Annotated in this window: 26 protein-coding genes; 5 read left to right on the top strand and 21 right to left on the bottom strand. The window is 37.8% G+C overall.

All coding sequences use genetic code 11. The features are described 5' to 3' along the window. Positions 1-283 precede the first annotated feature (283 nt). From H6F62_RS16525 to H6F62_RS16515, 3 genes are all read right to left on the bottom strand, one after another. On the bottom strand, positions 284-1,003 hold the full coding sequence (locus tag H6F62_RS16525) for a rubrerythrin family protein (protein WP_190372510.1): 720 nt from the start codon (positions 1,001-1,003) through the stop codon (positions 284-286). Between the two features lie 458 nt (positions 1,004-1,461). Next, complete coding sequence (locus H6F62_RS16520) at positions 1,462-1,722, bottom strand: chlororespiratory reduction protein 7 (protein WP_137907367.1); 261 nt, start codon at positions 1,720-1,722, stop codon at positions 1,462-1,464. A gap of 87 nt (positions 1,723-1,809) precedes the next feature. Further along, the gene (locus tag H6F62_RS16515) at positions 1,810-3,015 is read right to left on the bottom strand and encodes a histidine kinase (RefSeq protein WP_190372509.1); all 1,206 of its coding nucleotides are present in this window, start codon (positions 3,013-3,015) and stop codon (positions 1,810-1,812) included. 285 nt (positions 3,016-3,300) lie between these two features. Here H6F62_RS16515 and H6F62_RS16510 point away from each other — a divergent pair, with 285 nt between their 5' ends. Then, a complete protein-coding gene (locus tag H6F62_RS16510; protein ID WP_137907331.1) occupies positions 3,301-4,593 on the top strand; it encodes an S-layer homology domain-containing protein in 1,293 nt (430 codons plus the stop codon). A gap of 62 nt (positions 4,594-4,655) precedes the next feature. Here H6F62_RS16510 and phnE read toward each other — a convergent pair whose 3' ends face one another. The 3 genes from phnE to H6F62_RS16495 form a co-directional block, all read right to left on the bottom strand. Further along, entirely contained in the window at positions 4,656-5,453 is a 798-nt protein-coding gene (gene phnE / locus H6F62_RS16505) for a phosphonate ABC transporter, permease protein PhnE (protein WP_137907332.1), read from the bottom strand. A 177-nt stretch (positions 5,454-5,630) separates the two neighbouring features. Next, the gene (locus tag H6F62_RS16500) at positions 5,631-6,404 is read right to left on the bottom strand and encodes an ATP-binding cassette domain-containing protein (RefSeq protein ID WP_137907333.1); all 774 of its coding nucleotides are present in this window, start codon (positions 6,402-6,404) and stop codon (positions 5,631-5,633) included. A gap of 127 nt (positions 6,405-6,531) precedes the next feature. Further along, the gene (locus H6F62_RS16495; RefSeq protein WP_137907334.1) at positions 6,532-7,506 is read right to left on the bottom strand and encodes a phosphate/phosphite/phosphonate ABC transporter substrate-binding protein; all 975 of its coding nucleotides are present in this window, start codon (positions 7,504-7,506) and stop codon (positions 6,532-6,534) included. Positions 7,507-7,907: 401 nt separating this feature from the next. Here H6F62_RS16495 and H6F62_RS16490 point away from each other — a divergent pair, with 401 nt between their 5' ends. Next, complete coding sequence (locus H6F62_RS16490) at positions 7,908-9,335, top strand: hypothetical protein (protein WP_137907369.1); 1,428 nt, start codon at positions 7,908-7,910, stop codon at positions 9,333-9,335. Positions 9,336-9,552: 217 nt separating this feature from the next. On the opposite strand, the gene H6F62_RS16485 is transcribed toward H6F62_RS16490, so the two are convergent. From H6F62_RS16485 to H6F62_RS16450, 8 genes are all read right to left on the bottom strand, one after another. Then, a complete protein-coding gene (locus H6F62_RS16485) occupies positions 9,553-10,209 on the bottom strand; it encodes a heterocyst differentiation related protein (RefSeq protein ID WP_190372508.1) in 657 nt (218 codons plus the stop codon). A gap of 224 nt (positions 10,210-10,433) precedes the next feature. Further along, positions 10,434-11,237, bottom strand: coding sequence for a tryptophan synthase subunit alpha (trpA, locus tag H6F62_RS16480; protein ID WP_137907336.1), 804 nt, complete (start codon positions 11,235-11,237; stop codon positions 10,434-10,436). 95 nt (positions 11,238-11,332) lie between these two features. Beyond that, entirely contained in the window at positions 11,333-11,644 is a 312-nt protein-coding gene (locus H6F62_RS16475) for a DUF3007 family protein (RefSeq protein ID WP_137907337.1), read from the bottom strand. 27 nt (positions 11,645-11,671) lie between these two features. Beyond that, positions 11,672-11,881, bottom strand: a complete 210-nt coding sequence (gene ndhL, locus H6F62_RS16470) for an NAD(P)H-quinone oxidoreductase subunit L (RefSeq protein ID WP_137907338.1) — start codon at positions 11,879-11,881, stop codon at positions 11,672-11,674. A gap of 794 nt (positions 11,882-12,675) precedes the next feature. Continuing rightward, on the bottom strand, positions 12,676-13,668 hold the full coding sequence (tilS, locus tag H6F62_RS16465; RefSeq protein ID WP_190372507.1) for a tRNA lysidine(34) synthetase TilS: 993 nt from the start codon (positions 13,666-13,668) through the stop codon (positions 12,676-12,678). Positions 13,669-13,740: 72 nt separating this feature from the next. Next, positions 13,741-14,760 carry a serine/threonine-protein kinase gene (locus tag H6F62_RS16460; RefSeq protein ID WP_162501180.1) on the bottom strand — a complete coding sequence of 340 codons (1,020 nt, stop codon included), beginning with the start codon at positions 14,758-14,760 and terminating at the stop codon, positions 13,741-13,743. Positions 14,761-14,797: 37 nt separating this feature from the next. After that, on the bottom strand, positions 14,798-16,270 hold the full coding sequence (locus H6F62_RS16455) for an ABC transporter substrate-binding protein (RefSeq protein WP_190372506.1): 1,473 nt from the start codon (positions 16,268-16,270) through the stop codon (positions 14,798-14,800). A gap of 13 nt (positions 16,271-16,283) precedes the next feature. Beyond that, positions 16,284-17,600, bottom strand: coding sequence for an NB-ARC domain-containing protein (locus H6F62_RS16450; RefSeq protein WP_137907342.1), 1,317 nt, complete (start codon positions 17,598-17,600; stop codon positions 16,284-16,286). A 155-nt stretch (positions 17,601-17,755) separates the two neighbouring features. Here H6F62_RS16450 and H6F62_RS16445 point away from each other — a divergent pair, with 155 nt between their 5' ends. Continuing rightward, positions 17,756-17,944 carry a hypothetical protein gene (locus tag H6F62_RS16445; protein ID WP_137907343.1) on the top strand — a complete coding sequence of 63 codons (189 nt, stop codon included), beginning with the start codon at positions 17,756-17,758 and terminating at the stop codon, positions 17,942-17,944. Between the two features lie 42 nt (positions 17,945-17,986). On the opposite strand, the gene dhaL is transcribed toward H6F62_RS16445, so the two are convergent. The 6 genes from dhaL to H6F62_RS16415 all read right to left on the bottom strand — a co-directional run bounded on the left by dhaL (position 17,987) and on the right by H6F62_RS16415 (position 22,561). After that, the gene (dhaL, locus tag H6F62_RS16440; protein WP_137907344.1) at positions 17,987-18,625 is read right to left on the bottom strand and encodes a dihydroxyacetone kinase subunit DhaL; all 639 of its coding nucleotides are present in this window, start codon (positions 18,623-18,625) and stop codon (positions 17,987-17,989) included. A gap of 1 nt (position 18,626) precedes the next feature. Beyond that, on the bottom strand, positions 18,627-19,697 hold the full coding sequence (gene dhaK / locus H6F62_RS16435) for a dihydroxyacetone kinase subunit DhaK (protein WP_137907345.1): 1,071 nt from the start codon (positions 19,695-19,697) through the stop codon (positions 18,627-18,629). Between the two features lie 71 nt (positions 19,698-19,768). Beyond that, positions 19,769-20,815, bottom strand: a complete 1,047-nt coding sequence (gene lpxD, locus H6F62_RS16430; RefSeq protein WP_190372505.1) for a UDP-3-O-(3-hydroxymyristoyl)glucosamine N-acyltransferase — start codon at positions 20,813-20,815, stop codon at positions 19,769-19,771. A gap of 63 nt (positions 20,816-20,878) precedes the next feature. Then, positions 20,879-22,120: an NAD(P)/FAD-dependent oxidoreductase gene (locus H6F62_RS16425; protein WP_137907370.1), complete on the bottom strand. Its 1,242-nt coding sequence runs from the start codon at positions 22,118-22,120 to the stop codon at positions 20,879-20,881. A gap of 72 nt (positions 22,121-22,192) precedes the next feature. Continuing rightward, positions 22,193-22,357 carry a rubredoxin gene (gene rd / locus H6F62_RS16420; RefSeq protein WP_137907347.1) on the bottom strand — a complete coding sequence of 55 codons (165 nt, stop codon included), beginning with the start codon at positions 22,355-22,357 and terminating at the stop codon, positions 22,193-22,195. Between the two features lie 9 nt (positions 22,358-22,366). Beyond that, positions 22,367-22,561 (bottom strand): hypothetical protein, encoded by a 195-nt coding sequence (locus H6F62_RS16415; protein ID WP_028090074.1) that lies wholly within the window; start codon positions 22,559-22,561, stop codon positions 22,367-22,369. A gap of 201 nt (positions 22,562-22,762) precedes the next feature. Here H6F62_RS16415 and H6F62_RS16410 point away from each other — a divergent pair, with 201 nt between their 5' ends. Together H6F62_RS16410 and H6F62_RS16405 are read left to right on the top strand one after the other, a co-directional pair. Continuing rightward, positions 22,763-23,329, top strand: a complete 567-nt coding sequence (locus H6F62_RS16410; RefSeq protein ID WP_190372504.1) for an SRPBCC family protein — start codon at positions 22,763-22,765, stop codon at positions 23,327-23,329. Between the two features lie 5 nt (positions 23,330-23,334). Then, positions 23,335-23,910, top strand: coding sequence for a DUF924 family protein (locus H6F62_RS16405; protein WP_190372503.1), 576 nt, complete (start codon positions 23,335-23,337; stop codon positions 23,908-23,910). A gap of 95 nt (positions 23,911-24,005) precedes the next feature. Here H6F62_RS16405 and clpB read toward each other — a convergent pair whose 3' ends face one another. Next, positions 24,006-26,630 (bottom strand): ATP-dependent chaperone ClpB, encoded by a 2,625-nt coding sequence (gene clpB, locus H6F62_RS16400; RefSeq protein WP_190372502.1) that lies wholly within the window; start codon positions 26,628-26,630, stop codon positions 24,006-24,008. Positions 26,631-26,738 lie beyond the last annotated feature (108 nt).

Genomic DNA, 26,738 nt, shown 5'->3' with positions numbered 1-26,738 from the left:
GAAATAGTTGATAAAGTTATTTCTGTTGCTCTCGATTTGATGAATCCTCAACATTTAAAAAATTGGTTCACTAATTGTTGTTACTGTACCTCATAACACCGGGAAGTGCTGTAATTAGCAACTTGAGTTATTAATAAATTTATAGAACAAAATACATTATTGCAAATATAATTCACTACTAGACAAATAAAGTCCACACTTTGATAAACTCTGTTATCATCTGCATGGACTAATGTACATTTGCTGAAAGTTAACTATGGAACATCCCTATATTCTTTATTACTTATTTTCTAGTCGCCATTTTTTCCTCAAGAGGTTTAAAAGTCTTTTTAGTAGCGCCACAAATAGGACAACTCCAATCATCGGGAATATCAGTAAAAGCTGTACCCGCTGCAATTCCCGAATCAGGATCACCGATAACAGGATCATAAATCATGCTGCATTGTCTACAAATCCATTTTTGAGTGTGAGGGTCTTCGCTTATTACTCTGGTGATAGTTTCTCCACCATTTAATACTTCTAAAGCCTCAATATAGCGATCTGCATGATAATTTTCAATGAATTTGAGCAACCCAAAACGGTGGGCTGCGGTGCGAAATGTGTTAGCATGATCACTAGATTCTTGAGCTTGGTTGAGAAATTCTGCCGCTGCTAAATCATCTCGATCTTTTTGGGCAGCCGCCGCGAATTGGGGATACATTGTAGTGTATTCATAGGTTTCACCTTCAATGGCTAAAGATAAACAACGAGAAATTATTTCCCGTTTTTGTTCATCATTTAAAGCAGCAGCATTTTTAACTACAAGTTCAGGATGTAATAATTCAAAATGTGCGAAAGCGTGTTCAGTTTCTTGATCTGCTGTTTCTTTAAAAAGTTTCGCTAAATCGGAAAAACCCAGTTGACGCGCTACCGCTGCAAAAAATAAGTATTTGCGATTTGCCATTGATTCACCAGCAAAGGCAGATTCTAAATTTTGTAGTGTGGTAAAATTTGATAAATCCATAATTTTGAATGTCTGTGAAGTATTTTTTATGTCGTGGTACAGGATTTGAAAATTGGCTCTTTTAACCAATTTCTCAAGTATTCATAGAATAGTGATCAGCCCATTTTTAATAATCCAGTTTTTTGAGCTATTTCAGGATAATTATCCAACTCAAAATCTTTGATAGTGGTGTAATTGGTTGAGACGGTTGAGGGAATTATAAACTGGGATAATCAATATATTCTCTGGCTTCTGAACCATAAATCTTTTCAGGATTTAGTGTATGCAAATGTGGGTTAATTTCTAAGTCTTTTGGTAAATCTGGATTGGCTATAAATAGCAGACCAAAAGATACTAAATTGGTATGATTACTGTTTATAATTGTATGAATTAAAACCCATTAAAACCAGATGCCAAGGCGTTTTTTGCCCCTTTGATTTCTAGTCACCAAGAGATTTTCAAGAGATTTTCAAGAGATTTTATTTTTCTAAGCGCACCGCATACCACTGTAAATATTTTCCTGGTCCAACATCCAAATTACAACTTGTATTTAGTAAATATCGTGCTTTTTCGGTGACAGACTGGAATTTTTGTACATCTGGCGGTAAATCATGATCAGGAAGTTGTGATACAATTTCCTCTAGTTTTGTTAATAACTCAGCCGCTGTGAGAAATTGTTCTGGTTGATTTGTTTCCAAAACCACGAAATCGTCCTCTTGATACATTAATGAATTTGGCATTTTTGGTAATGGGTAATTGGTAATTGGTAATTGGTAATGGGTAATGGGTAATAGTTTTACCACTGATAACTAACTAATAACTAATAACTACGATGGATATACTGGCAAAGTAAAATGAAACCATGCACCACCGTGGGGAGATGAATCCACCCAAATTTGACCGTAGTGAGCGCGGATAATGCGTTGACATAAACAAAGACCAATTCCATATCCATCTACGTTTTGATCACGTTGGAGACGGAAAAGATGCTCAAAAATGCGATCGCGGTTTTCTTCAGGAATACCAGGACCGCTATCACCAATACTAAATTCCACCTTTTGCGTAGTGCGATGTAGTCCCGACAAACTGATAATACCACCAACAGGTGTATATTTGATGGCATTATCTAAAAGATTAATTAATGCTTGCCTAATTCGGGCTGGATCTGCATACACTAATGGTAAATCTTGAGGAATATCTGTTTCTATAGTTTGGGATTTGCTAATATAGCGATCGCTCAATTCCTCTAACACCTCTAAACACAGTTCCCCTAATTGTAGTTTTTGGGGTGTAATTGGTAGTTCTGTGTCTTGACCAAACCCTACTTGTAAAAGTTCAGCAATCATCCGATCAATAATCCGTGTTTGTGCGCGGGCTTGTTTTAATAAATGCAGTGCCATGGCTGGTTTTAAGCGGGGAAATTCCCCTGTTTCTGGATTGTAATGAGATTGAAGAGTTTCAATAGCGATCGCCGCAGCCGTGAGGGGATTGCGGAGGTCATGGGCTAAAATGGCAATGACGCGGTCTTTAAACTGTAGCTGTTCTTGTAGTTTTTCCTTTTCCTGCTTTAGCCGAAAAATTTCATCTGAGAGTTGAATCAATGCAGATGAAGTAGCAACAGAATGAATAGTATACTTAGGTGATATTACTTGATTCTTTTCATCCAGACGTTCTTGTAAATCCTCCTGTAATTTCAAAAACGTATCTACTGTGGTTTGCCAACGCGGCCACCAAGTTTTTAACTGCGGGATGATATTAGTACCAGCGATAGTCTGTTGTGGTTCTGGATGAATTTTCACCAAAGCAGGAGTTGCTATTAACTTAAAGTGTTCCGCTAAATAAGGCTGTTGTTCAACATCAATAAGTTGTAGTTCAAAACTATACACAGCCTCTAATTCTTTTAAGTAAGCGCGAATTCGCTGTACTTGTTGTCGAGACTTAGGTCGTCCATCAACAAACAGCAACAATTGGAGTGGAGCCTCAGAATAGTTAGGCTGATCCTGGGAAACTTGCATGACATCTTGTTTCAGCACTGGTAACAACCTGGCGACGCTTTACAGAAAATAAAATGGACTAACTAACGTTGGTCGATGGCCGTTGTTTTTTCCAATTTAATATCTATTTTAGATTTTTCCTACTGTAGTCCGATTTAGGTTTTTGACATCAGACGAATTTTTGCGGAATTTTGCCGACTTTTACCTGGATTTTTACACCTATTAGCCCGAATTTGCCACTAGATGCCCATCAAATCGAATTTGTCTTTTACCTGTTGTTAAAAATGCTAGGGTAGAAGGTGAAAATCAATTTGTGATTTCTTTGTGTTTTTCCGTAACTACCCTGCTGCTTTCTTGAGTTTAGCTGTTTTACTATCTTCCTTAACAGCTTGTACCAACAGTCCATCTGCCAAAAACCTGGAACAATCATTGGCTGCTGATCCTCGGCTGCAAAATACTCCTGTTCCCTTTGCTAAACCGACTAGTCAGCAAGTAACACCAGACCCAAACACATCAACAATTAAGTTACCGGCTGATTTTCCCCCAGATCTTCCGATTTATCCCAATGCTGAATTAAAAGAAGTTACACCAGCTAATTCTGAAAATAAAATCTCAATTCGTTGGCAAAGTGCTGATCCTAGTAATTTAATTACCAGTTTTTATCGTCAACAATTTCAGGCTCAAAATTGGCTTGTCCAACAGCCGGAAGACGATGTGCAGGGTACTTTTACAGCCCGACGTAATGATTTACTCATTACTGTGACAATTCAGCCACAAACCCAAACAGCGACGAAATTATTAATTGAATATTCGTCTCATTCCCAAACTACAGCTACTAATCCAGTCACCTCCCCAGATCATCCCCAATTTATTGGTCCGCTATTGCCTAAAACCAATAATACCAAAATAGTCACCCAACCAACTAACAAATCGGAAACTTTAGCCACCCCAGAATTTATTGATCTACAGAAAGCACCCCCGGAATGGCGATCGCATATACAAGATTTAGCATTATTAGGCGTATTTTCTATCGAACCCAAAACCACTCAAGAATTTCTACCTAATAAAATTATCACCCGTCGAGAATATGCTCGCTGGTTGGTTAATGCCAATAATACCATGTATTCTAATAATCCAGCCAAACAAATTCGGTTAGCATCCCCTAGCACTCAACCAGCTTTTAGGGATATACTGCCTCAAGATGCTGATTTTCCCTTGATTCAGGGATTAGCAGAAACGGGTTTAATTAATAGCACTTTATCAGGAGATGCAACAGCGGTTTTATTTCGCCCTGACGCGCCTTTAACGCGAGAACAATTACTATTATGGAAAGTTCCTTTAGATACCCGTCAAGCCTTACCTGGTGCTAATTTAGAAGCTGTTAAACAAACTTGGGGATTTCAAGATGCAGGTAATATAGAACCAAAAGCATTGAAAGCCATTTTAGCTGATTTCCAAAATGCTGAACAATCAAATATTCGCCGCGTTTTTGGCTATACAACTTTATTTCAACCGAAAAAACCCGTAACTCGTGCAGAAGCAGGTGCAGCTTTATGGTATTTCGGTACTCAAGGTGAGGGAATTTCAGCGACAGAGGCCTTGAAGTTGAAAAACTAAACCAGTCAGGACTTTCCAGAAATCAGATTTTGTGTGTTTTTTCCTGGGTTTGACAATTCTCGTTACTGCATTGATTCTAAATAACGCCTTAATTTACTACTAAACCAATCAATAACTGTCACTACTAGCAATAGCACTAACATCATAGTTGTCGCTTTAGTATATTCAAATCCATCTATATAGCTTTTCAATTGAAAGCCTATCCCCCCAGCGCCAACCACTCCTAAAACCGAAGCCGCACGGATATTATATTCAAACATCCATAAAGTATAACCTAGTCCTAGCGGTAATATTTGCGGTAATATACCATATTGAGCAATTTGCATTCTTGATGCACCAATAACTTGTAAAGACTCTAAAGAACGATGATCTACTGATTCTATAGCTTGTTGATAAAATTTGGCCAGATATCCAATAGTATATATTGATAATGCTAATGTTCCCGCAGGTGCGCCTAAACCAGTAGCAGCGACAAAGATTAAACCTAAGATAATTGAGGGTACAGAACGAACAGCATTTTGGAGTAAATTTGCTATCCATCTTAACCATAAAGGAGCGATATTATTAGCACTAGCCATAGCAATTGGTAATGATAAAATTGCGCCTATAGTTGTTCCCCATACAGACATTTGTACAGTTTCAATTAATCCTTGAACAGCGATATCTAAAACTTGCCAATTTGGAGGAAATAGCCGAGAAATAAAATCCGTAATAAAAGGCCAACTATCTTTTAATAAGTGAAAATCAACCTTTAATCCTTGTAAAGACCAGATATAAACTTCAATCATCAACAAGAAAATAACTAAAGGAACAAACCAAGGATAACGATGAAGAATTTGTAACTTAGCAAAGGGTTTCATTTTTTTAAACAAAGTAAAATTTTCTATTTTGAATTTTTCGTAAGCATTCAGCCGCAAATATTAAGTAGATACATAAGGTGCGTTACGCTGGTGCTAACACACCCTACTGCTGACAATTTATCAAACTCTTTCTCTTTGGATATTTGCGTCTTAGCGTGAGATCAGGTTATACTTTTTTCAAGAAAATTGAGCTTGTAAATTTTCACATTTACCATCATAAACTACTTCACCTTTATCTAAAATAATAGCTCTTTGAGCGTATTCTGTAGCTAAAGTTAAATCATGTAAAACGGTAATAATAGTTAAACCTTGTTGATGTAATTCGGATAAAGTTGTCATTACTTGTTGTGAAGCTATTATATCTAAACCTGTAGTAGGTTCATCAGCTAAAAGTATTTGGGGAGACTGCATTAATGCGCGAGCAATTGCTACTTTTTGTTGTTGTCCACCACTCAATTTACTGGTTTTTTGATATATGTGTTCTTTTAAGCCTAATTGTGTTAATAATTCTAAGGCTAATTTACGATCGCTTTGAGGAAATCCCAATAAAGTTTGTCGGTTTTTTCTAACTCCTAATCTTCCACATAAGACATTATCAATAGCTGGTAATTGTCGAATTAATCCCCCTCCTTGAAATAACATTCCCACATCTCGACGAATTTGTGGTAATTTTTGTTGAGAGCAAGAAACACCATTGATTTTAATTTCTCCTTTGATTAAAGGTACTAAACCCACGAAAGATTTTAACAATGTTGATTTACCCGCACCATTCAATCCTAATAAAGCCACAAATTCACCTTGATTAATTTTGCAGTTAATTTTATTTAAAATTGGACGTTTTAGAGATGAAATATAATCTGTCTCTAAATTGGAACATTCAATGCAATTCACGTTACTTCTGGATAAATTTAATGAGTGGGAATTGGTCTTTTTTACTTGATAAATAGTCATAAATAACCTAATTACAAAATTTCGTAATCAAAGGACTAATGGAAAACCAAAGATTTTTAACCTGCGTAAGCAGGTTTTGTCTGTGTAACGGCGTTTTCTAATCGCTTGTGTATTTATTCTCTCCTATTTATGGTTCTATTCCTGTATTTTTTAATGCTTCTCGCACTGGTAGCAGATGACGATTATGATCAATTCTTACCAATTCTGTGGAATTATATAAACCAGTTAATAATTGATTATTTTCTGATTTATTTAACTTTACAAAAGCATTAATCAAATTTTCTCTGACTACAACTGGTACATCATCATCAATCGCAATTCCATGAGCAGGAACACCAGATATTTTGTGTAATACTCTAATTTTATCTCTATTTTCCGCTGCTAAATAAGGAGGAAAAAGAGCATATTCTGATACTACAGCCACATCAGCTTGACCTCTAACTACAGCATCTAAAGCTTTACTATAATTCCCACCATAACTAACTTTACCAAAAAAACTATCTAAACGGTCACGATTAGGAACAAAACCCTGTTTTACTAGTTCACTAACTGGAAAAATAAATCCAGAACCAGAGGTAGGAGAAGTGAAAGCCATGGTTTTTCCTCTTAGTTGTTCTAGGGTTGCTTTCCCGGAATTTTTACTTTTTAATTCACTATTTTTAGGAACAACAAAAATAGAATTATAAGTGTATCTTCCAGAGTAATTTTTGCGAACTTCAGCCAAATATAACCGAGAATTTGCTAATTGTTCTGCTTTTAACGCGGAACGACTGCTTAAAAATGCTACATCAGCCCTATTTGCTCTTAAAGCCTCTACTGCGGCTGTTTCATCACCTACTTGCGCTTTGACAGATATTCCTAATTCTTTTGATAAAAATTTGGCCACACTATTAGCTTTATTTTGCAAGTCAGTAGAATCAGAACGGCTAGGAAAAATTATAGTTATATCTTGCATTTTTTGAGCAATTAAGCCTGTTTTTGCTTGTTTTGTGGGATATTGAGCGATCGCAATTGGCAAAAACCCTGAACTAGTCCAAGCCATTCCCATTAACGCTAATAACCCTCCAGAAAGGCTATACAGACTTTTTTTACACACTTTCATCTTTCTACTCCATTAAGAATTATTTTCAATATTTTTGCAAATTTATTGCAACTAATTTCCTAAAGAGACTTTATCTTTTTTAGAAATAAAAGTCAATAAGGTGAAGATTTTTTTCACATTTAGGATGCTTTGTCAATAATTAATATCTATTGTAGATAGATTATATTTAATTAAATATATCTTAATCAAGATGATCTAAAACTCATAAAAATTTAAGCGTGAAGTATATATATTAAAAGTTAGGTAAATTACCAGTGAGGATAGTCAAAATTATCTGCATTGAGGAAGAATTATGGTATTATTATAAATAGACAACAGCTAGAAAATTAGTTTTCAAACTGATGTTATTGTATGCCATAAACTCAGAATTTACTATATATAAAAACTATATATAAAAAATGATGAACAAATTAAGAATTTACCAGCCAAGAAACCTCTGGTTTGAAAGATTAATGGCCATTACCGCCAGTTTGAACTTAATATTAGTTTTATTGGATTTAAGTTACGTACCCTGGCGAGATTTTTACTTCCGCAGACTTCCTGGAATTACTCGATTTTATGACCCCATTAAAGGTATTGAATCTCATCGTGATACCAAACAATATTTACAAGCAGTAGAGGAATTAGAAGCACAGATAACTCAAACAGGGTTAAACTCATTGCCAGTCAAAACTAAGTTAGAAAACCTCCGTTTTCTTAGTCAAGAGATGATTGAAACTAATCCTTTTGCTGGAGCAGGAAAAAGTGGAACTCTGGAAAAAATTAAAAACCGAATGCGGGAACATATCGGAGAAAAATCTGCAAAAGCTGCATTTAATACTTTTTGGAGTCAGGAATATTTATCTAAACATGATTGGAATCAAGAAATAGATTTTTTCCGCGAGAGAATTAGCCCGGGAATTGCGATCAACTATTATCGTAAAATTGATGAAAATGGGGAATTTCTGAATAATTTTTGGAAAATTGATTTACCTTTTGTGGTTCTATTTACTATAGAATTATGCGGACGGACTTTTTTTATAAAACGTAGATATAGTCATTTAAGTTGGTTAGAAGCAATTCTCTGGCGTTGGTATGATTTATTATTAATAATACCAATTTGGCGCTGGTTACGAGTTATTCCAGTGACAGTGCGACTTGATCAAACAAAGCTGGTTGATTTTCACTTAGTCAGAAGACAAATTCATCAAGGTATTCTGGCTAATTTTGCGGAAGAAATTACAGAAATTGTCGTAGTTCAAGTAATTAATCAAGTTCAAGGTTCAATTCAACGAGGTGAGATTACACGCTGGATATTAGAATCAGAAAATGTGCGTTCTTACATAGATATCAATAATATCAATGAAGTAGAAGCAATGACAGGATTATTAATTAAAACACTGGTTAATCAAGTATTACCAAAAATCCAACCGGAAGTAAATGCTATTTTAGTCTATAGTATTCAAATTGCTTGTCAGCAATTACCTGGCTATAATAACATTCTCATGTTACCAGGATTAGGTAAAGCTCAAACACAAATTAGTGAACAAATAGCTACCCAAATTACTAATAATATCTATGGTGCTTTATCTAATACTATTAAAGATCCTATGGCGGCACAACTTTCTACTCAGCTAATAGAAAAATTTACAACTTCATTCACTTCAGAAATTCAGCAAAAGCAAGTTTTAGTAGAAATTCAAAGTTTGCTAAATGACTTTTTAGAAGAAGTTAAAATTAACTACATTCAACGTTTATCCCAAGAAGATATAGACAAAATACTCGAACAAACCAGAAAAGTGCGAGCAGAATCATCTAGTCGTTATGACAAGGGTACAGGTGACAGGTGACAGTTGACAGGTGACAGGTGACAGGGTACAGGGTACAGGGTACAGGTTTTGGGCAACTTTACTTTTCGTTACTTATGTCGGTTTTTTTCCGTTCACCTACTTAACTAAAAAATTAGGAATACAGCAGTTGCCAATATTGGTACAGACATTAATGATATTGTAGAGACTTTCCTGGGAACGTCTCTACATTCTTATAATTTCTGCTGTTTGCCCTCTATTACTGCATTTCGTCGTATTCTGCGGTTTCTACCCTTCTTGCTTCCATACGCGAAGAAGGCAAAAACTCAGCGCGACGAACAGGTGCTAAAGGCGGTGTAGATCCATTGTAAGGATGAATTACTTGGACAGTACGCACAGGACGCTGTTTTGGCGCAAATAAGGACAATACCCCAGCCACCACAATACCCCCACCAATGGTTAATGTTGCACCGCCCACAGCCCAAAGCATGGGGGAATTTCGCCAATCATTTTGCTCCGGTTGTGGTAGCGCGGCTATTTTTTGTTGTTGACTAGCTAATTGGGCTTGCCATTGCTGTTGAGTAGCACTTTGCAGTTGTTGTTGGAGTTGTTGGTTTTGTAACTTTAGTTGTTCATAGTCACTTTTAAACTTCTCAATCTGCATCTTCTGCTTTTCCATTTCTAGACGCTGATCAGAAGTGGGGGCAGTTGGGGGTTGATTAGCGTATACTGGTTGTCCGTAATTAGGCGGATACTGCACAGAAGGCTGCATTACCTGGGGTGCCATTACCGTTCCTGGCATTTGTGGACTGACAGCAAAATTTGATGATATGGGGGTATTTGTCCCTTTAAGCAAGACTAGAGCCGCTAACCCAGCTACAGCAACTCCGCCAATAAATGCCATACTTTCACTCATTGCTGTTATCCTCCGAATGCTACTAAACAGTAACTCTTATGTAACCGATGTACTCTCACACCCATAATTTTTACCTACTTCGTATTATATGTAAAACTCAAGTTTTAAAACAGTGTATCAGTTAGTTTTTGGTCTATTCTAATATATGCTGTTATTATTTAACGCTATTACAGTCAAATTGTCCAGTAGAAAATCACAAAAAAATACACTGTTTTTATTTTTGTTTAAATGGGATTGTTGAGGGCTGTCTTGAGACTTTGGCAAAACTGACCAATGGCCTCTAGTCCCTGTTCTGGTGTTCCTTCTGCTAGTCGCTTGACCACAGCACTACCCACAATTGCTGCATCTGCGCCCCATTCCTTTACTTGCCGCGCTTGTTCAGGTTCGGAAATACCAAAACCCACACCAATGGGTTTATCTGTAACATGACGAATTTCTTGGAGTAAATCAAAAACCCGTCCTTGCATCTGGGTTCGCATACCGGTGACACCAGTAACACTTACCAAATAGATGAAGCCCCCGGAAGCACGAGCGATCGCTTTTATCCGCTCATGATCACTGGTAGGAGCTACCAATAGGATTAAATCTATCCCCCTCTGGGCGGCAGGTTTTATTAGCCCTGCTGACTCTTCTAGAGGCAAATCAGGAACTACTAACCCCGCTACTCCCGCCTCCTGAACTTGCTGGAGAAATTTATCAATACCTCGATGTAAAATCGGATTGTAATAGGTAAATAAGATAATCGGCGATCGCAAGCTTGGGCTAATATATTTAAGCATTTCTAATACCCGCTCTAGGGTTGTTCCCCGTTGCAAGGCACGAGTAGCAGCGGCTTGAATCACTGGACCATCGGCCAAAGGATCAGAATAGGGTACACCTAACTCAATCATATCAGCACCAGAACGATCTAGAACCTGCAAAGCTTTAGCTGTAGTTTCTAAATCTGGATCACCAGCGGTAATAAAGGGAATCAAAGCGCACTCCTGATTCCGTCTCAAACTTTCAAAGCAACGAGAAATAGCAGTCATTTCACCTAGTCAGTAGTCAGTAGTCAGTGGTCAGTGGTCAGTGGTTATTTATAAAGAAACATAAAGAAACAACTGACAACTGAACAATGATAACCTTAAACCTGAGATTCTTTTTCTTGTTCAATTTTCGCCTGTAGTTTGGCTAATTCTTCAGGAGAAAGTTCATCAAGACGCTTTTGCAAAAAAGCTGTTTCATAAGCCTCTCGTTGTTGATGGTAGGTCATTTTATTCCCCATCGCTCGGAAAATATAGGTGCATAACCAGCCAATTAGACCCGCTATCAAGAATACCTGGCTCCAGATCCCAGCATTTTGACTATCTAAACCTACTAGCTGCAAACCCACATAAGCCAAACCACCGGCTACGAAAACGCCGAAACCAATACCAATCGCGTCAATACGTCGCATGAGTTTTATGACCTACCAAATCTTTATTTAAGCAATTTTGCGCGGACGGGGGTTCAAATTTACAAATGGTGAGAGAACGAGTAAACCCGGAAAGAAGAAAAACACCAAAAAGTACATAAACACCCGTTCCACAGAACCAGCCGTATACCATCTTAAACTCAAGTAGAAAAAGACAGCAATTGGTATCACCAGCAGATAAGCGCCAGCCAAACTCAGATACAGTAGTGCTACAACCATATTCCTTACCGCAATTTGAGAAAACTATATTTGGTGTATTCACTTCATAATACGCTGAATGCCGGGATTAAGGGAATCAGTAATCAGCAATTTAGTGTATTAATTTTTACTTATTGATACGGGAAAATTTAATTTGCTCAAAATTTTAAATTTATGATATAATGGGACGTAGCCATTAAACTGGAAACTTGAGCAAGTAAAAGCCTAACTTTCTGTTTTGTTTGGGGCCAAGTCCCAAATATTCAAGTTAGGAAAATAAAAACTAAATTTTTTAGAAATTTTTTTCAAAATCTACTTGCCAAAAAAAAGTAATTAGTGGTATAACAGACAAGCAGGCGAAAAACTGCACAAAAAACTAAAAACCCTTCGGGAGTGTGGCGGAATGGTAGACGCTACGGACTTAAGGAATTGAGCCTTGAGAGGGAAACCTTTCAAGTGGAAGCTCTCAAACTCAGGGAAACCTAAATCTCATAACCTAAATTTGGTTTATAGATATGGCAATCCTGAGCCAAGCCCGGAAAATCTAAAATTTGAGATGAAAAGTTCTCAAGTTAAAGACTATGGGAAGGTGCAGAGACTCGACGGGAGCTACCCTAACGTCAAGACGAGGGTAAAGAGAGAGTCCAATTCTCAAAACTTAGAATTGCTTGAGCAACTGAGTAGTAGTGAAAACTGCAAGAGAATGAAAATCCGTTGACCTTAAACGGTCGTGGGGGTTCAAGTCCCCCCACTCCCATCTAAAAACTAATTACAGGCACAATAATACGGAAATACAGGAATATATTATTTATTATTTATATTTTCCTAGTTTCGTCAATAATGCAAATCCAGTTTCCTTGTACGATGGCTGTCACACCACCGGGAAAAGGGTCTGTTTGGGAACGATTGGGGGCTGTGATTAAAGCTACTAACTTCTCAATGTGTTCAAAGTTGGGGGACTCAGTTAATATTTTTTGAAGTACCTGACGCATTACCCGACGTTGCAGCGCTAAAGGTAATGTTTTTAAAATCTGACGATTTAGCTGTAAATCCTGTTTCTCACCCTTTACTGAGGCTTCTAGCCGCCAATGATGGGCTGTCTGTTCTAGATATTCTACCTCAGCTTGAAGCAGTTCCGCTGTTTGGGCTAAATTTGTCTCTACTTGGGGGTGGAAATTTACCTTTAAGTATGGTATCAATTCTTGGCGAATGCGGTTGCGCGGATATTGTAAATTTTGATTGGTGCTATCTTCCCAAATGGGTAAATTAAAATCTTGACAAAACTGCTCGGTTTGGGAGCGGGTAATTTCTAACAATGGACGGACTAAGATAATATGATCAGTTAGTGGCCGTTGCCAAGTTAAAGCTTGTAAACCATCGGCACCAGTACCACGAATTAAATTATATAATAGGGTTTCTGCGCGATCGCTGGCGGTATGTCCGGTGATTATATATTGATAATGATGAGTTTGGGCAATTTTAGTTAAAGCTTGATATCGCCAATTTCTGGCTGTAGCTTCACTATTAACAGGTTCATGGGCTGTTTCTAGATAAAAGGGTATATGCCAACTTTGTGCTAAATTTTCCACATGATCAGCATTGTCCTGGGAATCTTCGCGCCAACAATGATCACAATGGGCTATAGCTAAATTCCATGCCCATTTAGGTTGTATATCTAATAATAATTTAATTAAACATAAAGAATCTTGTCCACCAGAAACTGCGACTAATAGCCGTTGGTCGCGCTCAAATAGATGACGGCGGTGGATGGTACGCTGTATTTTAGCGTGAAGGGGAGTCCATGTCATGAGAGTTTTCAATATTTGATCATACTTTAATCGGACTTACGGATTTTGAGAGATATTTTGGGCAAATTATCTTTAAAAAAGATATTTAATCAAAGGTGTAACCAAAAAACCACCAATCCCACAGATAATCACGAGGAATAAAACTTTCCACCCTACAGTTAATGTAACTCCCATAGCTAGTAAAGTCAAAAAAACGAAATTGAGAGTAAAGCTTAAAAACACAATTGGTGGGGGAAATGGCTTTTTATCTTCAAGTTTTTTGATTAACCACAAAATTTCTTGGGTATTTTTAGGTCTTTCTTTGGGGTTATACTCCATTAAATTATCAATGAGATTTTTGAATTGTTCGGAAAATCCTATGGCTTGATCTCGCCATAATAACTCTTCATTCTCAAATAGTAAATTTGGTTTTAAATTTTGATCGCCGGGAAAAATTGCTGTTAGCAAGTGAACAAAAGTACGACCCAAAGAAAAAAAATCGGATTTATAGTTTAATTCCCATGTTCCTTGTCGTTGTTCTGGTGAAGAATAGCCTAGTGTTCCAATTATTGTATTGGCTATAGTTTGTCTTTGAGTTTTTTGGATAGATTCTTTAACAATGCCAAAGTCAATCAAGACTAATTGACCATTAGGTTTTAACATGATGTTATCTGGTTTAATATCTCGATGCACATAATTCTGACTATGAACATGATCTAAGATATCAGTCAATTGTTTTAACCAATCAATAGCTTGTGCTTCATTGGCAATTTTTTGATTTAATCTCAGCCATTTGCCCAAATCCTGCCCCTCGATTTTCTCCATGACTAAACCATGTAAAATTTCTTGAGTGTGAGGACATGAAAATTTAAGATATCCATCAATTTCTACCTTGGGTATTCCGGGATGATTTAAATTACTTAATACCCTATATTCCTGTTCAAATAGTTTCAGGATTTTGGGATTACTGGAGTAATCCAAATTTAAAATCTTGATGACTTTATGATCACCATTCACGCAATCATCTGCTTCAAATGTCTTAGCAAAACCTCCGTCTCCTAGTTCTTGAATAATATAATAACGACCGCTGATAAAATCTCCTGGCTCAATCATAGTTTTTCTCTCTTGTTTATTTTCATAGTTTATCATTTTATAGACAATCTATAGCTTTATTATAGTTAATCGGCACAAAAGTAGCCCCAAAGGTTGAACATTCGGTAGAGACAACACGGATGATTTGGGAAATGTTTTCTTTCCTATCTCCATTGTCATCAAAAGAAATAGTTCCTGAAGCTCCTCCCGTCACTTTTAAGGTGGTTAATTGCTCCCGTATATCCAATCGTTGTTCTTGCAAAGGATCTTCTATAGACACCTTTTCTAGAGCCTTTGTTAAAACCAAGGTAGCATCATAGGACATTGCGGTTTTATCATTTATAGAACTTGTTCCCCAAACTTCTTTAGCTGTGCGAAGCATCTCCTGATTAGGACTGGTTAAACGATGCCAATGAGTGATGAGCAAAAGCTTTTTAACAATATTTTTTCGATTGAGTATTTGAGTATCATAGAGAACCGATTGACCTGCCATTGGTAGTTGATCTTGATTAACATCAATTAAGCTTAAAGTGTTTTTAATACTGTTAGAATTTACCCGACCATCAGGAATGAGAATAAGTGCCTTAGCTCCTTGTTTCTTAACGTCATTTAAGGTATTATTAGCAATAAAAGTAGAGATAGATATATCTCTTTCAATGATCTTATTTGCACCCAATTGATTACGAAATTCTTCAAAGGCAGATTTACTATAAGTGCTAGTTGGTGTGTAAAAAATAGCTACTTTTTCTCCAGTATTTAATTGGGATAATTGCAATTTCTCAATTAACATGGGAGTCTGAACCTTAACACTAGAAACAGTCCGAAAGAAGAAATTTTTGGGATATTTCTTACCGTCTAAAATAGTTTCGCGTAAAGCTGTAGCAGATGCAGAAATAACAACAACTTCCTGGTGTTGATAAACAGGTAAAGCTTCTTTAGTGAGTTCGGATGTATAATGTCCCATAACTGCCACTATGTCATCTTTAGATAGCAGACGTTGAGCTAAGTCATTAACTGTTTTAGGATCATTTGCATCATTAACAATAACGATTTTTAGACCGGGATAATTAGTATTTTGGTTAAAATCTTCTTGAACTTGTGCAACACCTCTTAAAATAGATTCTGCGAAATCTCGAGCATCCTGATTAATAGGAATAACGACAGCAATGGTGTAACTTTTTCTGCCTTTCTGCATCAATTTGGCATTATTCAGGTAGATCAAAGTTTCCGGGTTATTTTGATCTTTTTTTCTCTCATTAGTAAAAAAATCAACAGCTTGTTGAAATTTACCTTCTAAAAAAAATGGGAATTTTTCTTGAGTGAAAAGACTTTCTTCTCCACAGGAGAAATTATCATTTAATTCAAAATTTTTGCACCAAGTGGGAGTAATATCTAATATCTCTACTATCTGTTGAATAAATCTTGGGTTAATAATCCAATATCCCCAAGCAACAAAACCGATCAGCAAAATTAATGATAATCCTTTGATCAAGATTGAGCCTTTACGAATTTTTATGCGGAAATTTCTCATTGAACTTAGCCTTTTAGTGATAACGTCTTTTTATATATTTTTTAATTAAAGGATTTAGAATCCAAAGGGCTTCAGATTCTTGTATTTCTCCCTTTTCGATTAAACGAATTTGCCATAACTTATTGACAGCTTGAGTAATTTCTGCTTGAGGGATAGAGGGAAAATATTTAAATATTTGATGCGTTAATTTTGGTTCTGGTTCAGCAGCTAATTTTTTGATAATATTTCTTTCTAAATTTAACAAATAAGAAAATTGTTTATCTAATATACCAAGCATGACATCGTGCATAAAAATTGTTCCTTCTAGGAATTTAGGAATTTGACCATTATGGATATTTTTAATCATTTCAGCGGCCAAATTCAAAGCTAACGGATGTCCTTGGCAGCATTTAATCAGTGCTTGAATTCCGGGTTCAAAAAGTCCCAAGTTTGTCAATAGAGCTTTGGCTTCTTGATTTTTTAATCCAGATAATGACAACTCATTAATATTTTTTCTGTTCAGAAGTAAATCCATGATACTAGGTTTGTGTATACTCATAAAAATCAAGCAGCTTTTATGTTTTGATTCCCCAACTTTTGACAAAAATTTTTCATAATTAGAGTAATTTTCTTGTTGTTGTGCCGATGCTTCACCATTTCCTGTTACTGCTTCCCATTTATCAAAAATTAGCAAACAACGATGCTGATTTAAGTGATTAATTAGATGACTAATTCTATTATTTATATTTGTTTCTGGATTGTGGGCTGGGAAATAACGTTCTATCTCAGTCAAAATCTCTTCCAACCCGGGGGAATACTCAAGACTCTTCCAAATGACATAATCAAAATGCCTGTAAATATTTTCAACTAACTCTCTTACCAGTGCGGTTTTACCAATCTTGCTCATCCCCAAAACCCCCACCACACGACTGTTTTCTGTGACTATCAATCTTTGTAAATCACTCAGTTCTTGAGAACGTCCATAGAAATCACCGAAATCTGGTGCTTCATGTAAATTTAGATGTGATCTATGTAATATCTTTGAAAGATGGTTATTTTTTCCTGCTATAACTTCTTGATTATTTTGTTCTAAAAGTTGTGTTAAAACTAACTTGCAATTCTTTTTGTTAATATCTGTGTCTGTGACTTCCCGCAAGCGTTTGAATAATTTGGGGGCTTTTATATTCGCTATAGTGCTTAATTCGTAATTCGGAATATCATCACTCATCTTGCTGTAAGATTTTCCTGCCAAAGAATATTTTAAAATTGCTTCTTCACAAGGATCTAAATTTAGATCTATTCCTTTTAAGCGCTGCACCCAATCTTTTAATAGTATGACCAGTTCATCCATAGTCCAGTTCTCCCTCCACAGAATATTCTGGATTGTATCTTAATTTGCATTAACTTTATTAACTTTATTAACTTTATCACTGAAGTAACTTAGTGATGACAATCAAATGGCCGTCATAGATACTTTTTTATGTAAGGACAAAAAAAGAGGTTACTATGGTTTGCCAACAGTTAATGACTAATCTTGATGATCGCGGAATCTTGGCTTCCCAGGTTGCGAAAGTCAACAGAGAAGATGATACCTTCAGAACTATACAAGTGCAATCACGATTATTATACAGAATTTCGTCATCCCTTACTAATTACGCAGGGGATGATGATGATCCTATTGTCCCACCTAGTTAAATTAGACCTTCGCTATGAGACTGGGAATTAATTCCCAGTCTATTAATCCTCAGAACCTTCTACCACTTCCAATAAACTCCGCAACATCCAGTAAGCGGAAGTACCACCGGGATCTTGATGTCCGATACTGCGATCGCCTAAATAACTCGCTCTACCCTTTTTTGCTAACATCGGTATAGTCTGTTTTAATCCCTGTTCTGCCGCTGTGACAGATGCCTCTAAAGCGACAACAGTATTTGAGTTATCTCTGATTGCCTGTTCAAAAGCTGTAACAGCAGGAGATAATACATCCACCATTGTTTTATCTCCCAACTGTGCCTTACCACGCTCAATTACACCATCTAAACCAGATTTTAGTAATTCCAGCAGATCCGCTGCTGTTAATTCTTTTTTCCCATTTGTGACTTTACTGGCTCTTAAAAACCAAGTTCCATACAATGGACCACTGGCACCACCAATACTAGAAATTAAGGTCATACCCACAGTTTTCAAAATACTGCTAATATCTTGATCGGCAAAACTGGGTAAAATATTGGTAATTTTTTTAAACCCACGATCCATATTAATACCGTGATCAGCATCACCTATGGCTGCATCTAATTCTGTCAACTGCTCCTTATGATGCTCAATTACATGAGCAAACACTTGTAACCAGGCGATGATTTGCACCTGAGTAACCATTTTAAACCCCCCAGCGTAAACTTGGCGTTTTGACTGGTCTATCCCAAAGACGGATCATCTCATCATCCAATTTTAGCAGTGTGATGGAGCAACCTTGCATATCTAATGATGTCATGTAGGGTCCAATTAGATTTCGCACGATTTGCAGTCCTTCCAATTCACAGATTTCTGCGAGTTGACGATAGACGAGATAGAGTTCCGCAATGGAAGTCCCACCCATACTATTAACATAAGCCAAGAGGCGATCGCCTTTTTGCAATGGTTTATTTAATAGTTCCAAATCTACCCAGCCAATTTTATCATCCCACTCCCGGACTATCCGACTATAATTTGTATCTCTAATAAGAGAATTTACTAAAATCTCCGTAATTTCATCACCTGATTTCCGGGGAACTCGTTCTCTTCCTGGTTCTCCATGAATACCAATTCCTAATTCTATTTCATCGTCACCTAAAATAAAAGTAGGTGTTCCTCTTTCAGGAACTGTACAGGAACTCAAAGCTATACCCATACTTCTACCATTGACATTCACTTTTCTACACAAATCTGCCAATTGATGTAAATTATATCCTTCTGCTGCTGCTGCTCCACAAATTTTTTCTGCTAATACTGTTGTGCCTACACCCCGTCGGCCTTGAGTATAAAGACTATCTTTAACAGCTATATCATCATCAATTAAAATATTGGCAGTGCGGATACCTTGACTATGAGCTAATTCTATAGCCATTTCAAAGTTCATCACATCACCGCTATAATTTTTAACAATATAAAGAATACCAGCGCCACCATCTACCTGTGTTGAGGCTGCTAACATTTGGTCAGGGGTGGGTGAGGTAAAAATCTCTCCAGGACAAGCAGCATCTAGCATTCCTTGACCAACAAAGCCGCTGTGCATGGGTTCGTGACCACTACCACCTCCAGAGATAATAGCTACCTTTCCCTGTATGGGAGCGTCGGCTCTATAAACAAATGTCGGCTCATAGTTGATTTTAATTAAATCCCTATGTGCTAACATCATACCCTGGAGACTTTCCCGGACGAAGTTTTCTGGCCGATTAATCAGCTTTTTCATAGTTTGAGTCTACTGAAAAAATTCTTAAAATAACTATACCTCACGGCGGAATTTAAAATTCTCGAAAATTCTTACCCATTACCTAATTTTCGTTGTAATCGTTGACAAAATTGATATATTTCCGGTAATCGGCTATAAATTGCCGATGCTTTCAGGTATATTTTGTGGGATACCGCTGGAGTACCAGAAACAATTTCCCCCGGTGCTACGTCTTTGTGGACACCACTTTGAGCCGAAGCTATGGCTCTGTCTCCAATTTTTACCTGATTGGCAATTCCCACTTGTCCAGCTAAAATTACCCCATTTCCAACTTTTACACCTCCAGCCATACCTGCTTGACCTGCTATGGCGCAACCAGCCCCGATTTTACTACCATGTCCTATCTGGACTAAATTATCAATTTTGGTATTTTTACCAATTCTCGTTTCTCCCACTGCGGGACGGTCTATGGCTGTATTACAACCTACTTCGACTCCATCCTCTAAAACAGTATAACCAGATTGTTCCATTTTTAACCAACCTGTGGGGGTAGGAACAAAACCAAAGCCTTCTGCACCAATGACAGCGCCGCTATGAATGACGCAATCTGCACCAATTAAACTTCGTTCATGAATGGTACAATTAGCGTGTAGGATGGTATGATTGCCTATTTTCACTTCTGGATAAATAACGACATTGGGGTGAATTATGGCCAAATTGCCAATTTCCACACCTTGAGAAATGACGACATGAGGACCAATATAAACATTATTCCCGATGTGGGCTGTGGGGTGAATAACTGCGGTAGGATGAATTTCTGCACTAGGATGGTATGGTTGATAGAATAGAGCGATCGCTTTGGCAAATAGTAAGCGTGGTTCTGTAGTTGTTAACCATGCAATACCCCTGGCCGTTGCTTGGATTTGCAATTTTTCATCTTCTGGTAAAATCAAAGCACTTGCACCGGTAGAATCAATCAAAGACGCGAATTTTGTCCCTTCTACATAACTCAAAGTACCAGATTTAGCTTCATCTATGGCAGCAACTCCAGTAATTTCTAAATCCTGATCTGGTTGTATAGTCAGGCTTTCGGCTTTAACAGCTTGGCCAAGTTGGCTGATGATTTTACTTAATTTCATAATTATTTACTAAAAATTTCTACAGATTTTTGTCTCACGCAAAAGCCCAAAGCCAGAAATAGGTTAATTGTCTTGTGTTGTTTTGATCATGGACTGACCAGCTAAATATGCGGTTGTCCAAGCACTTTGGAAGTTAAAGCCACCAGTGATGCCATCAATATCTAATATTTCCCCCGCAAAATGCAAGCCCGGTACTAATTTACTTTCCATTGTTTTAAAGTTAACTTCTTTGAGGTTGATACCTCCACAAGTGACAAATTCTTCTTTAAATACACCTTTACCTTTAATTGCGTATTCTCCCTGAGATATTTCCTGGACTAGCTGATTTAAAGTTTTATTAGATATGGCTGCCCAACGATCTTCTGTGGTAATATTGACACGGTTAATCAGATATTGCCAAAGACGATGAGGTAATTCTACACCACGATGTAAGGCGATCGCTTTTTTTCCCCATGTCGATTTTACATTTAAAAGTTTTTCTCTCACTTCCTCCTGTGATAATTCCGGCAACCAATTGATTAATAATTGACATTGATAGCGGTGGTCATGGAGAATCCTCGCACTCCAAGCGGACAGTTTCAACACTGCTGGACCACTTACACCCCAATGGGTAATTAATAAGGGTCCTGTTTGTTGTAATTGGGTTTTACCTGGAAGGGATAACCGTAAATTTACAGAATTAACGCTAATTCCTGCTAATTCCCGTAATTGACTATCTGCAATATTCAGGGTAAAAAGAGAGGGTACAGGAGGTTCAATTTCATGACCTAATTCCCTAGCGATTTTATACCCAGCTAAACTACTACCTGTAGCCAAAAGTAAGCGATCGCATTTTTTACTTTCTCCTGATTTGAGGAGAATTTCAAAACTGTCATTTTTGCGAGTGACAACAGTTACAGGTGTACCAATGCAGATTTCTATTTTAGCCGCAAAAGCAGCTTTAATCAAACATTCCGCAATAGTTTCCGCTCGATCTGTAATGGGGAACATTCGGCCATCAGCTTCAGTTTTTAAGTTTACCCCATGAGCCGCAAACCAAGCAATAGTATCTAAAGGTTGAAAGCGGGTAAATGCACCTAATAAGGCTTTACCACCTCTAGGGTAATTCTGGACTAAACGCTGTGGTTCAAAACAAGCATGAGTAACATTACAACGACCTCCACCGGAAATTAGCACTTTCGCCAAGGGTTGACGACTGGCTTCAATTAAAGTAACATGAGCTTGGGGATTAGCTTCAGCACAAGCGATCGCACCGAAAAATCCCGCAGCCCCACCACCAATAACGACAATTTGCAAGGGTAACAAAATCAAAAATCACAAGTTTCCGTAATATCCAGATCCCCAACTTCTGCAAGAGGATGAGGATCTGTCTCCATATTACTCTTCATATAACTCAAAGTCATCTTTTTGGGCGGCACAAACCGGACAAACCCAATCATCTGGAATATCTTTAAAAGCTGTTCCTGGTGCTATACCGCTATCTTCATCACCTATTTCTGGGTCATAGATATAACCGCATAAGCTGCATATATATTTTTGCATCTTCTTTGCCTATAAACGCCACCATCTTTTTGAACAATAACTTAAAATTGCCAATGCGATCGCCCCAAAAAACAGTAAAGTAATTAAACCACCAGGAAAATTAGTAATAATACCAAAACCTCTGAGTAGAAATAGGGCTACACTTATACCCAAGAGAATACCAAAACCCTGGATTAATTTGCCACTTAAGGAAGATTGACTCACGGTGTTTTCCTCTTAACTCCAATTTACGCGCTGATGCAGAAATTATGATCTGATCATTTAAAATCAACTTTAGACTAATTGTCTGCGAAAAATCCATGAATTTGACTGTAATTAAAATCAAGCGACGTAAATTCAATTAAGCCCAAATAAAAAATCGGTGAAAAAGTCGCCAAAATTACTATATCTGCGAGAATATCATATATGTCAAACTCCAATCTTAAAAGTATAGCTGATGCCAACTTACCATTATCAGATATACTCTGGAATCAAGATCAGCAGAGATTATTGATTCAGGGTGAAGTATTACTACAAACGAAATCCCATACTAACTGGGGTGGTGCTGTTACCGCTTGTATGTATATTCCCTTAACTAGATCTCATGTTTGGCAACAAATTACAGATTACCCCCGTTGGGTACAATATTTTCCTGACATTACTAAAAGCGAAGTTATCTCTAAAGGAGATATTAAACGTCTGTATCAATCTGCACAAAAAGCTTTTTTATTTTTCACGGCTCAAGTAGAAATTTATCTGCGTGTGGTGGAAGTAGTAGGACAACAGGTTCAGTTTCGCATGGAAAGAGGCACATTTACAGATTTTCATGCTAATTTAGAACTTAAAGACATGGGTAATGGTACTCTATTAGCTTACACTGTACAAGCCACCCCCAATATTCCCATTCCGTCAATTTTTATTCAACAAGCCATGAATTTGGAATTGCCAGCAAATCTCTGTAAAATGCGACAAGTGCTTTGTAATCATAAATAATAGCAATGTCCCAGGCAACTACCATTTTGGATTTTTGGTTTGGTCATGCAAATGACCCCAACTATGGGAAAATTCAACCATTCTGGTTTGATAAACAACCAGATTTCGATAGTAAAGTCCGCAACCTGTTTCTAGAAGCTTACCAAAAAGCGGTAGCAGGATATTTGCATGATTGGATGAACACACCCCAAACCTGTCTGGCTTTAATTCTATTGCTGGATCAATTTCCCCGGAATATGTTTCGTGATACTCTTCAAGCCTTTGCAACGGATTGGGAAGCACTGTCATTAGCAAAACAGGCTATAGACAAGGGCTATGATAGACAACTATTGGCTGTACAACGCTGGTTTATTTATCTACCCTTTGAACACAGTGAAAACCCAGATGATCAACGGAAGTGTATTAAGCTGTTTCAACAACTTAGTCATGATCCTGATAGTGCTGAAGCGATCGCTTCAGCTTTTCGACATCAAGAAATAATTGCCCGATTTGGTCGTTTTCCCCATCGTAACGCCATTTTAGGACGTATTTCCACCCCAGAGGAGGAGGAATTTTTAGAAGAACCAGGTTCTTCATTTTAAGTTGCTTAGTAGTCAGTAGTCAGTAGTCAGTAGTCAGTGGTCAGTGGTCAGTAGCAAGAAAAATACTTCTCCCCTGCACCCCTGAACCCCTGGCTCTAACCCGTAAACACTTCTGCGGGTAAGCGATTAAAGGAAAGACGCTCATTTTGCACATCTACAAAAATAGTGTCACCGTCACTAAAATCACCCCGTAAGATGGCCTTGGCTATTTGGGTTTCTAATTCCCGCTGAATAGCCCTTTTTAACGGTCTTGCACCAAATACCGGATCATATCCTACTTCTGCTAAAAAGTCCAGGGCAGAACTCGATAATTTCAAAGATATTTTTCTGTCAGTTAATCTTTGTTTTAACCTATCTACCTGTAACTGGACAATATGCCGTAATTCTGATTTTTGTAAACTGTGGAAAATAATTAATTCGTCCAGACGATTTAAAAATTCTGGACGGAAACTATTTCGCATCGCTTCCATAACCCGATTCCGCATTTCATCGTAACGGGTGTCATCCCCAGCTACATCAAGGATATATTGAGAACCGATATTACTGGTCATAATGATGATACTATTTTTAAAGTCCACTGTGCGACCTTGGGCATCTGTCACCCGACCATCATCAAGAATTTGTAGGAAAATGTTAAAAACGTCAGGGTGCGCTTTCTCGATTTCGTCGAATAAAATCACCGCATAAGGACGACGACGAATGGCCTCGGTTAATTGTCCTCCCTCTTCATAGCCCACATATCCAGGAGGCGCACCGATTAAACGGGAAACATTATGTTTATCCATGTATTCGGACATATCAATCCGTACCATGGCTTCCTCAGTGTCGAACATATAAGCCGCTAAAGCTTTAGCGAGTTCAGTTTTACCAACACCTGTGGGACCTAAAAATACAAAACTAGCAATGGGACGGTTGGGGTCAGAAAGTCCAGCGCGAGAACGTTGGATAGCGTCTGCTACAGCAGTAACAGCTTCCTGTTGACCGACAACACGATGATGTAATTCATCTTCTAAATGTAACAGTTTTTCTTTTTCTGATTCTACTAATTTATGCAGGGGAATACCTGTCCATTTAGAAATAATTTCCGCAATATCGGCTTCCGTGACTTCTTCCCGTAATAGTGATTTTCCTGTACCTTGGGTGTGGGAAAGTTCGGTTTCTACGGATTGTAATTGGTTTTGTAAATTTGGTAATTTGCTATACTGTAATTCCGAAGCCTTCGTGAGATCCTGGTTTCTCTCACTTCGGGCTTGTTGAATTTCTAAATTTACGCGGTCAATTTCTTCTTTGATGGACTGAATTTTAGTGATAATATCTTTTTCAGATTGCCATTGACTGCTGAGAGTTCTTTGATCTTCCTTTAAGTCAGCTAGTTCTTTTTCTAATCTTTCCAAACGTTCACGGGAAGCAGGATCACTTTCTTTTTGTAAAGAGAGTTTTTCCATTTCCAATTGCAGAATTTTCCGGTCTATTTCATCCAGTTCTTCAGGTTTAGAAGTAATCTCCATTTTCAGTCTAGCAGCGGCTTCGTCTACTAAATCAATGGCCTTGTCAGGGAGAAAGCGATCGCTAATATAACGATTAGACAAAGTAGCCGCAGCCACAAGAGAACTATCAGAAATTCTCACCCCATGATGGACTTCATAACGTTCTTTCAAACCGCGTAAAATGGAAATTGTATCAACCACATTAGGCTGATCTACATAAACTTGTTGAAAGCGTCTTTCTAAAGCCGCGTCCTTCTCTAAATATTTGCGGTATTCATCCAAAGTTGTCGCCCCAATACAGCGTAACTCACCTCGCGCTAACATGGGTTTTAATAAGTTCCCCGCATCCATCGCCCCTTGGGTAGCACCTGCACCAACAACGGTATGAATTTCATCAATAAATAAGACAATATTGCCACCAGATTCTGTGACTTCCTTTAATACGGCCTTGAGACGTTCCTCAAATTCACCTCGGAATTTAGCCCCCGCAATTAAAGCCCCCATGTCCAAACTAATGAGTTTACGATCTTTGAGAGATTGGGGAACATCACCCGCAACTATGCGCTGTGCCAAACCTTCCGCAATTGCAGTTTTCCCCACCCCAGGTTCACCAATTAAAACCGGGTTATTTTTGGTTCTGCGGGAGAGAATTTGTACTGTACGTCTAATTTCATCATCACGACCGATTACCGGGTCTAGTTGACCTTTGCGGGCGGCTTCCGTGAGATCCCGACCGTACTTCTCTAGTGATTGATATTTACCTTCTGGATTTTGGTCAGTCACCTTTTGTTTCCCCCGAATTTCTTTAATAATATTTTTGAGTTTGTTTTCGTCTAAACCAAATTCTTGACAGAGACTCTTGCCAAAACGGTCATCTTTGGCGTAACCTAGTAATAAATGTTCAATAGAAATAAATTCGTCTTTAAATTCTTGACGATATTTTTCTGCCCGGTCTAACAATGTATCTAAACTGCGTCCTAAATATACGGAAGTGCTAGAACCGGATACCTTGGGTTGACGTTGAATAAACTGCTCAGTCCGATCACGGACTTTTTGCAAGTTTGCGCCGGCTTTGGTGAAAATCGCACTGGCCAGTCCTTCCTGTTCCAGTAACCCTTTCATCAGATGTTCACTTTCTAACTGCTGTTGCTGATACTGTTTGGCCACATCGGGGGTGTGAGCGATCGCTTCCCAGGCTTTTTCTGTAAATTGATTGGGGTTAGTCGGCTGCATAAGCTTTTAGAATAACAAACTACCGTTTAATAGGATCATTGTAAAAATATTTGGCGGAATAGCTAGATCGGTCTTCACATCTTTAAAATGTAGTATTATTGCCCAATG

The sequence above is a fragment of the Anabaena sp. FACHB-1391 genome, assembly GCF_014696755.1.
GTDB lineage: Bacteria > Cyanobacteriota > Cyanobacteriia > Cyanobacteriales > Nostocaceae > Dolichospermum > Dolichospermum planctonicum.
This window is presented reverse-complemented; position numbering and strand designations above follow the sequence as displayed.

What these genes read in the sequence shown, in the direction of transcription:
- H6F62_RS16525 (WP_190372510.1), bottom strand. Translation starts at nt 1,003, where the DNA reads ATGGATTTATCAAATTTTACCACACTACAAAATTTAGAATCTGCCTTT.
- H6F62_RS16520 (WP_137907367.1), bottom strand. Translation starts at nt 1,722, where the DNA reads ATGCCAAATTCATTAATGTATCAAGAGGACGATTTCGTGGTTTTGGAA.
- phnE (WP_137907332.1), bottom strand. Translation starts at nt 5,453, where the DNA reads ATGAAACCCTTTGCTAAGTTACAAATTCTTCATCGTTATCCTTGGTTT.
- H6F62_RS16500 (WP_137907333.1), bottom strand. Translation starts at nt 6,404, where the DNA reads ATGACTATTTATCAAGTAAAAAAGACCAATTCCCACTCATTAAATTTA.
- H6F62_RS16495 (WP_137907334.1), bottom strand. Translation starts at nt 7,506, where the DNA reads ATGAAAGTGTGTAAAAAAAGTCTGTATAGCCTTTCTGGAGGGTTATTA.
- H6F62_RS16490 (WP_137907369.1), top strand. Translation starts at nt 7,908, where the DNA reads ATGAACAAATTAAGAATTTACCAGCCAAGAAACCTCTGGTTTGAAAGA.
- H6F62_RS16485 (WP_190372508.1), bottom strand. Translation starts at nt 10,209, where the DNA reads ATGAGTGAAAGTATGGCATTTATTGGCGGAGTTGCTGTAGCTGGGTTA.
- trpA (WP_137907336.1), bottom strand. Translation starts at nt 11,237, where the DNA reads ATGACTGCTATTTCTCGTTGCTTTGAAAGTTTGAGACGGAATCAGGAG.
- H6F62_RS16475 (WP_137907337.1), bottom strand. Translation starts at nt 11,644, where the DNA reads ATGCGACGTATTGACGCGATTGGTATTGGTTTCGGCGTTTTCGTAGCC.
- ndhL (WP_137907338.1), bottom strand. Translation starts at nt 11,881, where the DNA reads ATGGTTGTAGCACTACTGTATCTGAGTTTGGCTGGCGCTTATCTGCTG.
- tilS (WP_190372507.1), bottom strand. Translation starts at nt 13,668, where the DNA reads ATGACATGGACTCCCCTTCACGCTAAAATACAGCGTACCATCCACCGC.
- H6F62_RS16460 (WP_162501180.1), bottom strand. Translation starts at nt 14,760, where the DNA reads ATGATTGAGCCAGGAGATTTTATCAGCGGTCGTTATTATATTATTCAA.
- H6F62_RS16455 (WP_190372506.1), bottom strand. Translation starts at nt 16,270, where the DNA reads ATGAGAAATTTCCGCATAAAAATTCGTAAAGGCTCAATCTTGATCAAA.
- H6F62_RS16450 (WP_137907342.1), bottom strand. Translation starts at nt 17,600, where the DNA reads ATGGATGAACTGGTCATACTATTAAAAGATTGGGTGCAGCGCTTAAAA.
- H6F62_RS16445 (WP_137907343.1), top strand. Translation starts at nt 17,756, where the DNA reads ATGGTTTGCCAACAGTTAATGACTAATCTTGATGATCGCGGAATCTTG.
- dhaL (WP_137907344.1), bottom strand. Translation starts at nt 18,625, where the DNA reads ATGGTTACTCAGGTGCAAATCATCGCCTGGTTACAAGTGTTTGCTCAT.
- dhaK (WP_137907345.1), bottom strand. Translation starts at nt 19,697, where the DNA reads ATGAAAAAGCTGATTAATCGGCCAGAAAACTTCGTCCGGGAAAGTCTC.
- lpxD (WP_190372505.1), bottom strand. Translation starts at nt 20,815, where the DNA reads ATGAAATTAAGTAAAATCATCAGCCAACTTGGCCAAGCTGTTAAAGCC.
- rd (WP_137907347.1), bottom strand. Translation starts at nt 22,357, where the DNA reads ATGCAAAAATATATATGCAGCTTATGCGGTTATATCTATGACCCAGAA.
- H6F62_RS16410 (WP_190372504.1), top strand. Translation starts at nt 22,763, where the DNA reads ATGTCAAACTCCAATCTTAAAAGTATAGCTGATGCCAACTTACCATTA.
- H6F62_RS16405 (WP_190372503.1), top strand. Translation starts at nt 23,335, where the DNA reads ATGTCCCAGGCAACTACCATTTTGGATTTTTGGTTTGGTCATGCAAAT.
- clpB (WP_190372502.1), bottom strand. Translation starts at nt 26,630, where the DNA reads ATGCAGCCGACTAACCCCAATCAATTTACAGAAAAAGCCTGGGAAGCG.